We start from the raw sequence: 15,192 nt of genomic DNA, 5'->3' as shown, positions 1-15,192 counted from the left end.
AACAGGGGGTCAGAATTTTGCGTAGTGTAGCACAGACAGCGACTTAGCGTTTTATCCGCCCCCTTCGTCTTATTCAATATTTTCGAACATTGATATCGAAAACTCGCACTTACACTGTCCGGCATTTATCCGTAGAGTGTCAGGCATTGAGCGGAACGTTATCCGCATGACACAACAGGAAAAAACGCCATGAGCAAAGTATTAGTACTGAAATCAAGTATTCTTGCCGGTTATTCACAGTCTGGTCAGCTGGCCGACCACCTGGTTTCCGAATGGAAAGCCGCTCATCCGGGCGATGACGTCACCGAACGCGACCTGGCCGCCAATCCGATCCCGGTTCTGGACGGCGAGCTGGTCGGCGCACTGCGTCCTTCCGATGCGGCCCTGACTCCCCGTCAGCAGGAAGCGCTGGACCTGTCCAACGAACTGATTGCCGAACTGCAGGCGCACGATACCATCGTGATCACCGCCCCGATGTACAACTTCAACATCCCAACGCAGCTGAAGAACTACTTTGACCTCGTTGCCCGTGCTGGCGTGACTTTCCGCTACACCGAGCAGGGCCCGGAAGGCCTGATTAAAGGGAAAAAAGTGGTGGTTCTGTCAAGCCGTGGCGGCATTCACAAAGATACACCAAGCGATCTGCTGACCCCTTACCTGACGCTTTTCCTCGGCTTCCTGGGGATGAGTGATGTTCAATTTGTGTTTGCTGAAGGGATTGGTTATGGCCCGGAAGTGGCTGCCAAAGCGGCCAGCGATGCGAAAGAAGTGATTTCTCAGATTGTCACTGCCTGATAGCGTTCGACCAGGTTGAGCTTACCCTCCTCAACCTGCGCGGTGGCACTGTGTCAGTGCCACCGCTACTTCTGTAACCACTGACCGTTAATTCCGCGAACATACTCCCCACTTTTCGCCCGCTCTATCAGCTTTTTACCCGCAATACCGGCCACTTCACGCGTGGTGAGATTATTCTGCTGCGCCAGACGTTGATACTGATGCTCTCGCCCTTGGTTAATTTGCTTCACCAGCGTCAGGGTTTCCGCATCCTGTTGTACGGCGGCAATATAGCCATTTAGCGTTTCCCCTACCCGCCCCTGCTCACGCGCCTGATCGAGCGTCAGGGCCATCGCCGCTGGCGACATCAGCAGACAACTCAGCAGTACGCCGCAGTAAAATCGTTTCATTTTGGCACTCTCCTCAGAACAGCCCGCTCTGGTTTTTTAACAAGGCTTCCACGTCCTTATCCACCTTGATATGAATTTCATGCTCAATTTTGACATTCATATTGATGGTGATCGGTTCTTTCGGCGCGGCCAACTCAATGCGGGGGATGCACCCGCAGAGCAGGATCGTACCGCTGGCGATCCACAGGTTAGTCAGGGCTTTCATCACTGGTTTCCTTTTGCGACGGCAGGGTGGCGTTCTGTTCCACCCAGGATTGCAGGTTATCGCCAAAGCGCAGGCTCCGCCAGAGCTGGAACAGGTTTTCCTGCTGCGTATAATTGAGCGATACCCGCTGATTTCTGTTACTGAAACGGCTGGTGCCATCCACTTTAGCGGCCATGTTCATCACGCCAAGGTTATCAAGATCCAGGGTCGCCCAGCTGCGCGATATTTCCATGTAACGCAGCCAGTCAATCGCCATCCCGGCGGCCATGTTATTGCTGCTGATCGTATCAGCCATGTCTTTATCCATGCGTACGGTCAGCGGCCCGCTATTGGCCACCCAACCGTCCTTAATCAGCCAGTGGGCGTTGTTCAGCCACAGCGGCAGCGCACCGTTAATATGTCCGGACATCGCCACCTGTTTGATTTTCATGGCGGTGACAAGCTCCGATAAGCTGAGGTGGCTGACCTTTATCGTCGCGGCCTGCGTCTGCGGCATCTGCAGGCTGGCAAGGCTGAGTTTTCCCCCTAACAGATCGAGACTGACGTCGCTCAAGGTAAGCGGATAACGCGCACTCCAGGGATACCAGCCCTGCAGGTCTGCCGCGATATTCTGCATGGCAAACTGGTTTTTGATCTCCCGGATACGCAGCGATACCGGGCCACGGGCACCAAAATACCAGCGGTGATCTTCAAGACGGAAAGGTAATGAGAAATCGACACCGTCAAATTCATTGCCAGGCAACAGTGCGCTACCGTCACTGACCAGCCAGTGACCGCCCGCCTGCAGGCCCTGATCGCTGGCCGCAGAGAAAGCCACCTGCGCTTTCAGCGTCCCTCCCTGAATAGCCAGCTTGAGGTCAGGGCTGATCAGCGGCTGAAATACCGTCAACGGCTGCTCCGGCCACCACATCTGGCCGCGCAAGCGGTCGCCATCCCAGCGGCCGCCTACCTGAACCGGGCCGATTCTTTGTGCCTGCAGGCTCCCGCGGAACAGGAACCACGCGGGATCGCGCCCCTTCACCACCAGCTTCAGCGTCGAGGGAGGCAGGTAACCTCCACCGCCAAAGCGGGTATCTTTCGCTTTCAGGTTAAGCTGCCCGTTAAAGGAGGGCGCACCCGGATCTCGCTGCCAGCGAATCGGCGTGTCCAGCGACAGCCTGGGGGCAGACATGGTGACGCTACCGTAAGCCAGCCGATCGAAGCCGGTGGACAGTGACGAGAGTTCGATTAACCGGTCCTGCCAGCGCCCGTGGCCTTTGACATCCCACCTGGCCGCCAGTGGCATCAGATAGCCATCACCCCAGTAACGCCACAACCACTGGCCTTTGTCCGGCCAGAACGCCGTGGCACGTCCGTCCAGATGCAGGCGAAAACGTCCCGTTTCTGCATCATGAGCGCTGAGAATAGCCTGCAGGCGGCCCTCGATCCCGGCCGAGGAGATCGAGACGCCCGCCAGTGGCCAGCGTGCCTCATCCACCTCCAGCGTGGACAGCAGCCGCCCTTTCATACGCAGTAGCGCACCCGGCCGCATCAGCACCTGCGGGTCGAGCAGCGGCCCATGAAGATCCCCGGGCAGCCCGGCAAAAAATTGCAGTCGGTCCAGCTTGCTCTCCCCAGTCAGGCGAAACGGCAGCTGGCTGTTGACCCAGTCCAGACGACCGGGGCCAAGGGTAAGCACCACGTTGCCTTTGCCGCCACGACCCTGAGTCAGCATGTTGACGCGCCCCGCCACTTTCGTTGCCGCCAGCCCCTGCGTCCAGCCATCGGCAGTGAAGGCGAAACCGCCGGAGAGCGGCTGTCCGGCCCAGGGCCAGTTCCATCGCCCCTCGCGGACCGAAATGCTTTCCTGGTTAATAAACCAGGGCAGGATCAGCAGCGGCTCAGGCTGTTTGCTGGCCGTCACCACCAGCAATCCCTGCTGCTGCTGCCAGCTTAACGTCAGATGCAACGGGTCCGGCACGGCGGCCAGCGCCAGATCGCCCTCCAGCGACCCGTTTTCCGGCACGCCATCGGGGATCGCGGGCAGGGTCAGCGTTCCGCTCAGTCTGACGGGCTCAGGGACACCCGGAGCCTGCAGGGTCAGGGTGTTCAGCGCCAGCTGCTGGCCGTTAAGTTCGGCATCCAGCGACAGATTTTTGCCCTGATAATGCAGGTGCTGCCGGCGGGGATCCAGTTCCAGCTGGAGCTGACCGGCCCAGGTCTGCCACGGGTCAATGCTTAACTGCCCGACGGTAACACTGGCGGCAGGTAACAACTGCTGCCACTGCGCCAGCGTACGCGGTGCGCTGTCATCGTCTGCGGCCGCCAGCGCGCTGGCACAGACCGAGCGGATGGTCGCCGTATCAACGGCAAGCTGCCAGCGACCCTGGTGATAACCGAGCGCCACACCCTGCACATCGGCCAGTTCACAGTCGCCGGCGTAGTAATGGATACCCGGCAGGTGCAGCGCACCCTGGTGCCAGCGGGGATTACCGTCAAGGGAGATGGTGGTATTGACAGGCAGCCAGATGCCCGCCAGGCGGGGAAGCCACTGGCTGACGGTCAGATAAGTACCGGTCAGCAGCAGGGCTGCGACGATCAGTACCGCAAGCGTAATTTTCCAGCCCCGGTTCATGGCTGCCATATCCTTTTCACTCCGTGATTATCCTGTGAATGATGGCATGGAAAGCCAGCAGGGTGAAGTTTTTCGCCATTAATCAAGTGATTCGCTGTTTTTTACATCAGCTAACTGCACCGGCCCCTGCCGTAATGCCGATAACTTGTTACACTGCTGTATTACTTACGCACGGCTAAAGGAAAACGGCGATGAAACTTGCGGTATATAGCACTAAGCAGTATGACCGGAAATACCTCACACAGGTCAATGAAGACTACGGGTTTGAACTGGCGTTTTTCGACTTCCTGCTGAGCGAACATACGGCGAAAAACGCCGTGGGCTGCGATGGCGTCTGTATTTTCGTTAACGATGACGGCAGCCGTGCCGTGCTGGAAGAGCTGGCTGAGCTGGGCATCAAGTTTATCGCCCTGCGCTGCGCCGGGTTCAATAACGTCGATCTTGATGCCGCGCGTGAACTGGGTATCCAGGTGGTCAGGGTACCGGCATACTCACCTGAGGCGGTGGCTGAACATACGGTGGGGATGATGATGACCCTGAACCGGCGTATTCACCGTGCCTATCAGCGCACCCGCGATGCGAACTTTTCCCTCGAAGGCCTGATTGGTTTCAATATGCACGGCCGCACCGCCGGGGTCATCGGCACCGGGAAAATCGGCATTGCTACAATGCGTATTCTGAAAGGTTTTGGCATGAAGCTGCTGGCCTTTGATCCCTACCCCAGCCCACAGGCGCTGGAGCTGGGCGCAGAGTACGTTGATATCAAAACCCTGTTCAGCCAGTCCGATGTTATCACCCTGCACTGTCCGCTGACCGACGAGAACCATCACCTGCTGAACAGCGCGGCATTTGCCCAGATGAAAGATGGCGTAATGGTGATCAACACCAGCCGGGGTGCCCTGATTGATTCCCAGGCGGCAATAGACGCGCTGAAGCAGCAGAAAATTGGCTCCCTGGGGATGGACGTCTACGAAAATGAGCGTGATTTATTCTTTGAGGATAAGTCTAACGATGTGATCCAGGATGATATTTTCCGCCGCCTGTCTGCCTGCCATAACGTGCTGTTTACCGGGCATCAGGCCTTTCTGACGGCAGAAGCCCTGACCAGTATTTCGCAGACTACCCTGGAAAACCTGCGTCTGCTGGAAAAAGGCGAACCCTGCGATAACGTGCTGAATGCCGGTTAATCCCCGGTGCCTGTAGATAAAGACGGAACACTCAGCTGAGCATCGCGTGCCGACCGGTAAAAACGGTCGGCTCCCGCAGCGGTACCTGGGCCCTGACTGACTACGTTAACTCACTCAGCGCGCGCAGCTGCCGTTCATCAGCGCAGTTTCACCGCAACGACGTCCGTTCGCCATCTGACACATTCCCACTGAACTGCCGTCCAGCTGGCGGGACAGCGCCAGCGTACCGCCAGCGTTTGAGCAGGCGCTCTCTGCCAGGTCAGCCATCACCACCCGGGACGGCACGTGGGCCGCTGTCGCCTGCTGAGGCGGTTCATTATCACTGTCGCTGCTACAGGCTGAGAGTAATAAAGCGGCTGCCGCCAGCAAAAATGTCGCTGCTTTCATCTGGTAAACTCCGGGTAACGTGCGCTGAAATGCGAAGGCCAGCATATGCTACGTTCCCTGTCAGGTCGATAGTTGTCACGTATTTTTACAAAATGATCTTCAACTAAATATCAATAGCCTGCCGTCTTATTTTATAACTAGCTGTTTGAGTTAAGTGAATGGCGCGGTGAGGGGCCGTTTTATGATTGTCGATTTGTTATTACGCATTGCGCTGGCGGGGGCGCTGGGTGGCCTGATCGGGCTTGAGCGCCAGCTGCGGGCTAAAGAGGCCGGGCTGCGAACCCACATTCTGGTCGGCATTGGCAGCGCGATGTTTATGATTGTCTCAAAGTATGGCTTCGACGACATTCTGGCCCGCGATCACGTGGGTCTGGATCCCAGCCGAATCGCGGCTCAGGTGGTCAGCGGTATGGGGTTTCTCGGGGCCGGGACGATTATCATTCAGAAACAGGTAGTTAAAGGACTGACGACCGCTGCCGGGCTGTGGGTCACCGCCGCCATCGGCCTGGTCATTGGCAGCGGCATGTATGAGATTGGCATTTACGGCACGCTGCTGGCGCTGCTGGTGCTGGAAACGTTTCGTCGCATCAGCTACTGGCTGATTGGCCGCCACCATACGCTGATTTTTCACCTGAAGGCGAAGAGCGTGCCGCTGGTCCTGATGGCATTACAGCACCAGCAGGTGCGGACAGGCCAGGTTTCGGTGGTCAACCGGGATGCCGAAAGTGGATTGTGTGAAATGATGGTAGATGTGACACTGTCACGAAAGCGTGAACCGCATCAGCTCTATGATGTGCTGCTGGAAATCAAAGGCGTGCAGTCAGTAGAAATGCACTGAAGCCTGAAAAGATCATGTCAGTCAGGCAGAATCGTGCCAGGCTGGAGGCACTACGTTTTGGTACGGACTGACGTCACGTCATCTGCACCGTTTTTAACTTTGTTACAGGAGAGAAAAATGTCTGATAAACCGATTATGGTGGTGGCCACCTTTGCTGCGGCAACCGGTAAAGGCAATGAGCTGTATGACGTGCTGAACCGCTGCGTGGCCCCGAGCCGCCTTGATGAAGGCAACGTGCATTATGATTTATACCGCAGCGTGGAAAACAGTGACCTGTTCCTGTTCCACGAAACCTGGAAAAGCGCTGCTGCCATTGAGCTGCACGAATCGCAGCCTCATTTTCAGGCCCTGCTGGCAGGTGTAAAAGATCTGCTGGCCGCACCGCCCGTGATCACGAAAATGTAAACCGTCATGATGTGGGTCGATCGTGACAAACGATCGACCCTTTACCGCCCTCTTTCCCTTCAGCGGTTTATTTCAGTAAACGCGCCCGGCACGATTTCCCTTTGATCTTCACATCTTTCAGCTGCCCCATCACCTGGCGCGCCTGTGACTGACGGATGGCAACATATGCCTGCGTCGGACCAATATCAATCTTGCCGACCTGATCGCCGGTCAGCCCACCGTCGCCGGTCAGGGCACCGAGAATGTCTCCCGGTCGGATTTTCGCTTTACGGCCGCCGTCCAGGCTCACCGTGACCATCTCTGCCGGCAGCGCTTTCGCCGCCACAGACTTCAGCTCTGATACGTTGCGCCAGGCCAGCTTCTGTTGCAGATAATCTTCCAGCGCATGGGCGCGCACCATCTCATCCTGGGCGACAAAACTAACCGCGCATCCTTCCTGACCGGCGCGGGCAGTACGGCCAATACGGTGGACGTGCACTTCCGGGTCAAAAGAGAGCTGATAGTTAACCACCATCGCCAGGGACTTGATATCCAGCCCGCGAGCGGCCACATCGGTAGCGACCAGTACGCGGCAGCTGCCGTTAGCAAAGCGGATCAGAACCTGATCGCGATCGCGCTGCTCAAGGTCGCCGTGCAGCGCCAGCGCACTGATGTTCGCAGACTCCAGCGCATACGCGATGTCATCACATTCCCGTTTGGTGTTGCAGAACACGACGCAGGAGGTGGGCTGACGGTCACTCAGCAGGCCAATCAGCGCGGTCAGTTTTTCCCGCGGGCCGGCCTCGTAGAAGGTTTGTTCAATAGACGGTAAATCGGAGACATCGCCCGTTTCCACAGTCAGCGGATCGCGCTGAATACTCTGGCTGATCTGGGCAATACCCTGCGGCCAGGTAGCGGAAAACAGCAGCGTCTGGCGGGCCTGCGGACAGTGGCGGATAATGCTGTCGATATCGTCGCGGAAGCCCATTTCCAGCATGCGGTCGGCTTCATCCAGCACCAGCATATTGATGCCATCCAGCTTCAGGGTTTCACGCTTCAGATGGTCAAGAATACGCCCGGGTGTGCCGACAACAATCTGCGGAGCATGCACCAGCGAATCACGCTGTGCGCCGACTGGCTGGCCACCGCACAATGTGAGAATTTTAATGTTCGCGGTAAAACGCGCCAGACGGCGCAGCTCTTTAGCCACCTGGTCGGCCAGTTCGCGGGTCGGGCACAGCACCAGCGCCTGAGTGACGTACTGGCTGGCATCTACGCGATGCATCACGCCCAGACCAAAGGCGGCAGTTTTACCGCTGCCGGTTTTCGCCTGTGCGCGCACATCCCGCCCCGCAAGAATAGCAGGCAGCGATTCAGCCTGTACCGGCGTCATGTCGAGGTAGCCCAGTTCAGTAAGATTTTCGATCTGGCTGGCGGGAAGTTGGGTCAGGGTAGAAAAAGCAGTCACGGAAGAACTCTCTGATAAAACGGACAGGATTAATGGCGCTGATTGTAGCAGATAAGCGCAAGGGACGGGGAGAAAAGCGCTGGCGATAACGTCGCGCAGCGCTGTGTATTATGTAGTCCGACTAAGATAAAACCAACGCGATTAACAGCCAGAAAATCAGACAGGCTGCCACCATCGCAATCCAGGTATTTCTCCGGTTCCATTTCATGTGTATTCCTTCTCCTTCGTTTCGTTCTTAGCCGTTATATCAATCTGCTCACGGCGTAAGACGAAAGTCTCGGCGGCAATTATAGTAAAGCCTGGCCCTGAATGTCGCCTGTTTATTCGCATTCCGGGCGTAAGTTAAGGCTCAGGGAGTTTTCCTGACGGGCAGGCGCTCTGAGAAGAAAAAATTAGCACTGACGCTTACGGTGTTAACGGCATCCGGGCAGAAAACTTGAGGGGTTTAATATATTTCGTCATTGGATTGTGCTGGGGCGGGAAAAAATAAGAGGAATGAAGCGTCAACAGCGGGACCCCGCCCTGTCAGCAACGGTGACAGGACGGGCCACTGACGGGATCAGCGATCGTTGAACGGATCTTTTTTATCGTCGTCGCTGTCATCCCGCGTGCGCGGAATTTCACCGTGCTCGTTGGGATTATCCCTGGCCGGGTGCGGATCTTTTTCCGGTTTGGTCTTTGATTTATCCTGTGACATTACGCCCTCCTCTCGTTGAGATGATTAAGCGTAGTTGATGGCGCGCCGCCCTTCAATTAACGCAGGTCAATGAATGCCTGCGCCAGCCATTACAGGTTAGCAACATCTATATAGAGCGATTTATCTATATTGGTCGACGAGACGGTGGCTTCAGTAAAGGCATACTCTGCTCTGTCACCACTGCGATCCAGCGGCAGGGCCTCGAAATCGAACAGTTCCCTGTCGGCTAACTGGCTTGGGCTGATGTTCTGGATCGACTTAAAGACGCTGTCGACCCGACCCGGCGTTTTTTTATCCCACTCGGTCAGCATGGCTTTGATCGCCTGCCGCTGAAGGTTCTCCTGCGAGCCGCACAGATTGCAGGGAATGATCGGGAAGTCTTTATGTTCCGACCAGGCAATCAAATCTTTTTCCCGGCAGTAGCTCAGCGGACGGATCACGACGTTTCGTCCATCGTCAGAACGCAGCTTCGGGGGCATCGCCTTCATTTTTGCACCGTGGAACATATTGAGGAACAGCGTCTCAACGATGTCATCCATATGGTGGCCAAGGGCGATTTTGGTGGCACCAATTTTCTCGGCAAAGGAGTACAGCGTGCCGCGACGCAGGCGTGAACATAAACCACAGGTGGTTTTTCCTTCCGGTATCTTTTCCTTCACCACGGAATAGGTGTCTTTATCCACAATATAATAAGGGATATCAAGACTGTCGAGATAGGCGGGTAAAATATGTTCCGGGAAGCCAGGTTGTTTCTGATCCAGATTAACCGCAATGACTTCGAATTTGATGGGGGCTACTTTTTGCAGCGCCAGCAAAATATCCAGCATAGCAAACGAGTCTTTGCCGCCGCTCATGCAGGCCATCACAACGTCATTCTCTTCAATCATGTTGTAATCAGTGATGGCAAGGCCAACATTTCTTCTGAGGCGCTTCTGGAGTTTATTCATCTCCAGGGTTTCTTTTCGTACATCGACTTGATTCATAAATACTTCTCTGGATCCTGATGGCTTTAGAACGACGTGATTCTGATTACAGTCTGGAGGGCCATTATACGGAAGTTTCCCAGCCCGGGAAACATCAGAAATACAGAGGGTTCTCGCTGTCCGGCGCAGGCGGGTGGATGTCTCTGCCCGCCCTTAAGCCAGCCCGGGCCGGGTCACGACGTTACTGGTAAGGTGGTGGGTCAATAATCGGATGGGGATCGGCCGGTGGCGGATCGGGTAAGGGCTGAGGTATCGGCGTCGGGCCCGGCACGGGAACGGGGTCGCTTAGTGGTTCTGACAGGCGAATCGACGTTATCTGGTTAGTTAACATGTCTTCCTCCTCATACAGTGTAGGAATAGTAAGCGTAGGACATCTGACGGCGCTGGCAAACGCGCAAAAAAAAGCCGGCGGTTAGGCCGGCCTTGTACGAATCAAATGTGCTATGCATTAATTCAAAAAAAGGAAGTAAGACAATATGGAGCGCAACGCCCATCGCTTGACGTTGCATTCACCTGCGAGAAAGAGTTTGCCCTGATCGACACCAGAATTTATTGACGTCGATCAGCTTTCGTCACGTTATTGCCCCATCCCTGCCTCACATATTCTTATTTATCACAACCATTTACGTTTCCGTAACCACCAGGCAACGCCAATAACCAGCAGCATCAGCAGCATGCAGAACGTGGGGAAACCGTAGCGCCACTCACCGCCGGGGATCCCCCCCAGATTGACGCCAAACAGCCCGGTAAGAAAAGTCGTCGGCAGGAAAACCATCGCCAGCAGTGACATGGTATAGGTTCTGCGGTTCATGGCCTCGGCCATCACCGTGGTGATTTCATCGGCCAGTACGCCGGTGCGCGCCACGCTGGCATCCAGATCGTCCAGCCCTCGCCCTAAACGGTCAGCAATATCCTGCATCCGGCGGCGATCGTCATCGCTCATCCACGGCAGGCGTTCGCTGGCAATACGGGAAAACACGTCACGCTGTGGGGCCATATAACGACGCATAATAATCAGCTGCTTGCGGATCATCGCCAGCTCACCGCGCGGCGGCACCTGCTGATCCACCACCGCGTCTTCCAGCTCGATAATTTTATCGTGCAGTTCCTCGATAAACTCACTGGTGTGGTCGGTCAGCGCATCACAGACGTCCACCAGCCAGCTGCCACCGTCTACCGGGCCGATGCCGTTCTTCAGGTCGGTCAGCACTTCATCAATGGCAAACACTTTGCGCTGCCGGGTGGAAACGATCAGCTTTTCATTAATAAATACGCGGATCACCACCAGCTGCTCCGGCCGCGATTCGCTATTAAGATTAATGCTGCGCAACGTAATCATTGTGCCGTCGCTCAGGCGGTTAACGCGCGGGCGCATGCTGTCTCCGCCCAGCGCGTCGCGCACCGTGTCCGGCAGCAGCGGGGTAGATGCCAGCCAGTCCGCACTTTCACGATGGGTATAATTCAGGTGCAGCCAGCACGGCCTGTCACAGGTCAGCACATCGCTGTCGTCAATCGGGATTAACCCGCCCTTTCCATCCAGCTGACACGAAATGATCGCATCTGAGACCTGTAATGATTTACCCGCAATGACTTCCACGTTTGTATCACCCTTAACCTAATCAATGCGATACAGTCTAGCTTGAAGGACGCCAGTTGCAAAATGTGCTATCGCCGTCTGCCGCAGGATTGCCGCCGGCAGCCCGGCCGTTAAAAGTCGATCCCCGTCACGAAAAACAGTTATTCCTGCCCGCCCCCCTTGCTAACCCACGGCGACTAAGGAAATATCGCTGCAACATACACAGGATTGCTACTGATTTTCAGGCAAAACCTAAACTGCTTTGATGCGCCATGCCGGCGACGTTGAAGCAGTTTAGGTTTTTTTTTGGCCTGAATTCACTAACGGGCCACAGACAACGATGTCGGAACCAGGAGCATACGATGAAGTACCAGCTTTTATCAGAAGAGATCCTGCAGGGAGTGGGCGGTAAAGAGAACGTCAGTTCGGTGGTGCATTGCGCCACCCGCCTGCGCTTTAAACTGAAAGACAGCCGAAAAGCCAATACGGCTGCGCTCAAGGCCAATGCCGGTGTGATTATGGTGGTAGAAAGTGGCGGCCAGTATCAGGTGGTGATTGGCAACCATGTCAGCGAGGTGTATCAGGCGCTGCTGTCGACGGCGGGCCTGAGCGAGGGCGATGACGACCAGCAAGACACGCAGGACAAGGGGTCGCTGTTTGCCCGCTTTATTGACATCGTTTCCGCAATTTTCACCCCGTTTGTCGGCGTGATGGCCGCGTCCGGTATTCTTAAGGGCCTGCTGGCGCTGGCGCTGGCCTGTGGCTTAACGTCAGAAACCACCGGGACCTATATCACTCTCTCTGCGGCCGGGGATGCGGTGTTCTACTTCCTGCCTGTTCTGCTCGGCTATACCGCCGGGAAGAAATTTGGCGGCAATGCGTTCACCACCATGATTATCGGTGCCGCGCTGGTACACCCGATGATGATGGCCGCGTTTACCGCCTCTCAGGCGGGCAGTCCTCCGCTGCACTTTTTCGGTATCCCGATGATCCTGATTAACTACAGCTCTTCCGTGATCCCGATTATCTTCGCTGCCTGGTTCTCCTGCCTGATCGAACGCGTGGTACACAGCCGCCTGCCGGGGTCGGTGCGTAACTTCACCACGCCGCTGATCTGTCTGGCCATTGTCGTTCCGGTCACTTTTATGCTGATAGGCCCGGTCGCCACCTGGGTAAGCCAGATGCTCGCAGCGGGTTATCTGCATGCCTACAGCTTCAGCCCGACCTTCGCCGGGGCCTTTATGGGGGCTTTCTGGCAGGTCTGTGTGATCTTCGGCCTGCACTGGGGGCTGGTGCCGATCATGCTCAATAACCTTGCTATTCACGGCGCAGACACCCTCCTCCCGCTGCTGATGCCCGCAGTTCTGGGCCAGGCCGGGGCGACACTTGGCGTGCTGCTGCGTACCCGGGATGTGAAGCTGAAAGGGATTGCGGCTTCGGCCTTTAGCGCCAGCCTGTTCGGTATTACCGAACCTGCCGTGTACGGCGTCACCCTGCCGAACCGTCGTCCGTTTATCTTTGGCTGCATCGGTGGTGCCATGGGGGCTGCTGTACTCGGCTTCTTCCACACCACCAGCTATTCATTTGGCCTGCCCTCGGTGTTTACCTTCAGCCAGGTGGTGCCAAAAACCGGTTTTGATGCCAGCGTTGTCGCCGCCATCGTCGGCGCGCTGATCGCCTTTATTTTCGCGGCCCTCGCCACCGCGCTGTTTGGGCTGCCGGCGGTGAAAGAGGCAGAGGCTGTGACGACGGACCTTCCGGCTGCCGCTGCCAGTCCCGATCTGCTGCATAAGCAGACGCTATCCAGTCCGATGAGCGGTGCTGTCGTGGCGCTGGAGCAGGTGCCGGATGAAACGTTTGCCAGCGGCCTGTTGGGAAAAGGCATGGGGATCCAGCCGACGGAAGGCCGTGTGCTTTCCCCGGTAAACGGTACCGTGGCGTCCCTGTTCCGCACCCGCCATGCCATTGGACTGGAAGCGGACAACGGCGCTGAAGTCCTGATCCATGTCGGCATCGACACCGTCAAACTCGATGGCCTGCACTTTACCGCTCACGTCAGCCAGGGCGACACCGTGCGCGTCGGTGATCTGCTGCTGGAATTCGATATCCCGGCGATCCGGGCGGCGGGGTATGACCTCACCACACCGGTACTGATCAGTAACAGTGAAGACTACATTGATGTGCTGGCCGCCAGCCCACGGCAGGAAGTGGCCGCCGGTGAGCCGCTGCTGACGCTGATTAAATAATCATTTATAAGGAGAGCACAATGACACAACGTTTCCCACAACATTTTCTCTGGGGTGGCGCCGTTGCCGCAAACCAGGTCGAAGGCGCATGGCAGACCGATGGCAAAGGGATTTCCACCTCTGATTTACAGCCTCAGGGTATCTTTGGTCAGCGCGTGGTGCGTCAGGAGGGAGATTTTGGCATTAAGGACGTGGCGATTGACTTTTATCACCGCTACCCGGAGGACATCAGGCTGTTCGCAGAAATGGGCTTTACCGTGCTGCGGACTTCCATTGCCTGGACGCGGATCTTCCCCGAAGGGGATGAAAGCCAGCCGAATGAGGCCGGGCTGGCCTTCTATGACCGCCTGTTTGACGAGATGGCGAAATACAATATCGCGCCGCTGGTCACCCTTTCCCATTATGAAATGCCGTACGGACTGATTAAGAAGTACGGCGGCTGGGGAGATCGTAAAACTATCGACTGCTTTGTCCACTATGCCGAAACGGTGTTCGCCCGCTACAAAGAGAAAGTGAAGCACTGGCTGACCTTCAATGAAATCAACATGTCGCTCCACGCACCGTTTACCGGCGTAGGTCTGCCGGAAGACAGCGATAAACAGGCCGTCTATCAGGCTATCCATCATCAGCTGGTGGGCAGTGCGCGCGCGGTAAAGGCCTGTCACCGGATCATACCGGATGCAAAAATCGGCAATATGCTGCTGGGGGCGATGCTCTATCCGCTCAGTCCACTTCCGGCCGATCTGCTGGAGACGCAAAAGCAGAACCGTGACTGGCTGTTCTTTGGCGATGTCCAGACGCGTGGCTACTACCCAGCCTATATGACGCGCTACTTTAAAGAAAACGGCATCCGGCTGGCGATCACGGAGCAGGATAAACAGGATTTGCGCGAGCCGATCGACTTTATCTCGTTCAGCTACTATATGACCGGCTGCGTGACCACCAATGAAGAGCAGAACCACAAAGCACGCGCCAATATTCTGAATATGGTGCCGAATCCGCATCTGGAAAGCTCCGAGTGGGGCTGGCAGATCGACCCGGAAGGGTTGCGTTTTCTGATGAACGAGCTGTATGACCGCTACCAGAAACCACTGTTTATCGTGGAGAATGGCCTGGGGGCGCGCGACACCGTTGAAGCTGACGGCAGCATCAATGATGATTACCGCATTGCCTACCTGAACGATCATCTGGTGCAGGTCCGGGAAGCCATTGAAGACGGTGTTGAGGTGCTGGGTTACACCTGCTGGGGCCCGATTGACCTGGTGAGCGCTTCAAAAGCCGAGTTCTCCAAGCGCTACGGTTTTATCTATGTTGACCGGGATGACCAGGGGAACGGCACCCTCGCCCGCAGCCGTAAGAAGAGTTTCTTCTGGTATCAGAACGTGATCAAAACGCACGGGGGATCACTGAAGTAATCCCACCG

General features: G+C 56.3%; 15 protein-coding genes. 6 read left to right on the top strand and 9 right to left on the bottom strand.

Annotated features, from left to right (window positions below; genetic code table 11):
• Window positions 1–189: 189 nt before the first annotated feature.
• Window positions 190–795 carry an FMN-dependent NADH-azoreductase gene (locus IFU29_RS01000; RefSeq protein ID WP_062743373.1) on the top strand — a complete coding sequence of 202 codons (606 nt, stop codon included), beginning with the start codon at window positions 190–192 and terminating at the stop codon, window positions 793–795.
• 65 nt (window positions 796–860) lie between these two features.
• Here IFU29_RS01000 and IFU29_RS00995 read toward each other — a convergent pair whose 3' ends face one another.
• The 3 genes from IFU29_RS00995 to IFU29_RS00985 are packed head-to-tail and all read right to left on the bottom strand — an operon-like array spanning window position 861 to window position 4,003.
• Window positions 861–1,184 carry a YdbL family protein gene (locus IFU29_RS00995; protein WP_191932264.1) on the bottom strand — a complete coding sequence of 108 codons (324 nt, stop codon included), beginning with the start codon at window positions 1,182–1,184 and terminating at the stop codon, window positions 861–863.
• A 13-nt stretch (window positions 1,185–1,197) separates the two neighbouring features.
• Window positions 1,198–1,389 carry a YnbE family lipoprotein gene (locus IFU29_RS00990; RefSeq protein WP_191932263.1) on the bottom strand — a complete coding sequence of 64 codons (192 nt, stop codon included), beginning with the start codon at window positions 1,387–1,389 and terminating at the stop codon, window positions 1,198–1,200.
• Window positions 1,373–4,003 carry a YdbH family protein gene (locus IFU29_RS00985; protein WP_191933083.1) on the bottom strand — a complete coding sequence of 877 codons (2,631 nt, stop codon included), beginning with the start codon at window positions 4,001–4,003 and terminating at the stop codon, window positions 1,373–1,375. Before IFU29_RS00985 ends, IFU29_RS00990 begins: the two co-directional genes overlap by 17 nt.
• A gap of 191 nt (window positions 4,004–4,194) precedes the next feature.
• Here IFU29_RS00985 and IFU29_RS00980 point away from each other — a divergent pair, with 191 nt between their 5' ends.
• Entirely contained in the window at window positions 4,195–5,190 is a 996-nt protein-coding gene (locus IFU29_RS00980; protein ID WP_191932262.1) for a 2-hydroxyacid dehydrogenase, read from the top strand.
• 114 nt (window positions 5,191–5,304) lie between these two features.
• On the opposite strand, the gene IFU29_RS00975 is transcribed toward IFU29_RS00980, so the two are convergent.
• On the bottom strand, window positions 5,305–5,577 hold the full coding sequence (locus tag IFU29_RS00975) for a putative hemolysin (protein WP_191932261.1): 273 nt from the start codon (window positions 5,575–5,577) through the stop codon (window positions 5,305–5,307).
• 181 nt (window positions 5,578–5,758) lie between these two features.
• On the opposite strand from IFU29_RS00975, the gene IFU29_RS00970 reads away from it, so the two are divergent.
• Both IFU29_RS00970 and IFU29_RS00965 read left to right on the top strand, forming a co-directional pair.
• Window positions 5,759–6,415: an MgtC/SapB family protein gene (locus tag IFU29_RS00970; RefSeq protein WP_191932260.1), complete on the top strand. Its 657-nt coding sequence runs from the start codon at window positions 5,759–5,761 to the stop codon at window positions 6,413–6,415.
• A gap of 117 nt (window positions 6,416–6,532) precedes the next feature.
• Entirely contained in the window at window positions 6,533–6,820 is a 288-nt protein-coding gene (locus IFU29_RS00965; protein WP_191932259.1) for a putative quinol monooxygenase, read from the top strand.
• Between the two features lie 67 nt (window positions 6,821–6,887).
• Here the strand turns inward: IFU29_RS00965 and dbpA are convergent, their stop codons facing one another.
• The 5 genes from dbpA to zntB form a co-directional block, all read right to left on the bottom strand.
• Window positions 6,888–8,267: an ATP-dependent RNA helicase DbpA gene (gene dbpA, locus IFU29_RS00960; protein ID WP_191932258.1), complete on the bottom strand. Its 1,380-nt coding sequence runs from the start codon at window positions 8,265–8,267 to the stop codon at window positions 6,888–6,890.
• Between the two features lie 559 nt (window positions 8,268–8,826).
• Complete coding sequence (locus IFU29_RS00955) at window positions 8,827–8,964, bottom strand: hypothetical protein (RefSeq protein WP_191932257.1); 138 nt, start codon at window positions 8,962–8,964, stop codon at window positions 8,827–8,829.
• An 89-nt stretch (window positions 8,965–9,053) separates the two neighbouring features.
• Window positions 9,054–9,947 carry a tRNA 2-thiocytidine(32) synthetase TtcA gene (ttcA, locus tag IFU29_RS00950; RefSeq protein WP_191932256.1) on the bottom strand — a complete coding sequence of 298 codons (894 nt, stop codon included), beginning with the start codon at window positions 9,945–9,947 and terminating at the stop codon, window positions 9,054–9,056.
• Between the two features lie 181 nt (window positions 9,948–10,128).
• Window positions 10,129–10,278: a hypothetical protein gene (locus IFU29_RS00945; protein WP_191933142.1), complete on the bottom strand. Its 150-nt coding sequence runs from the start codon at window positions 10,276–10,278 to the stop codon at window positions 10,129–10,131.
• A gap of 282 nt (window positions 10,279–10,560) precedes the next feature.
• Window positions 10,561–11,544, bottom strand: coding sequence for a zinc transporter ZntB (gene zntB, locus IFU29_RS00940; RefSeq protein WP_191932255.1), 984 nt, complete (start codon window positions 11,542–11,544; stop codon window positions 10,561–10,563).
• Window positions 11,545–11,885: 341 nt separating this feature from the next.
• Here zntB and bglF point away from each other — a divergent pair, with 341 nt between their 5' ends.
• Entirely contained in the window at window positions 11,886–13,769 is a 1,884-nt protein-coding gene (gene bglF, locus IFU29_RS00935) for a PTS beta-glucoside transporter subunit IIABC (protein WP_191932254.1), read from the top strand.
• A gap of 20 nt (window positions 13,770–13,789) precedes the next feature.
• Window positions 13,790–15,184 carry a glycoside hydrolase family 1 protein gene (locus IFU29_RS00930; protein ID WP_191932253.1) on the top strand — a complete coding sequence of 465 codons (1,395 nt, stop codon included), beginning with the start codon at window positions 13,790–13,792 and terminating at the stop codon, window positions 15,182–15,184.
• Window positions 15,185–15,192: the final 8 nt, after the last annotated feature.

Source organism: Erwinia persicina (assembly GCF_014838825.1).
Taxonomy (GTDB): domain Bacteria; phylum Pseudomonadota; class Gammaproteobacteria; order Enterobacterales; family Enterobacteriaceae; genus Erwinia; species Erwinia persicina_A.
The sequence above is the reverse complement of the archived record's forward strand: the minus strand, read 5'-3'. Positions and strand labels throughout refer to the sequence as shown.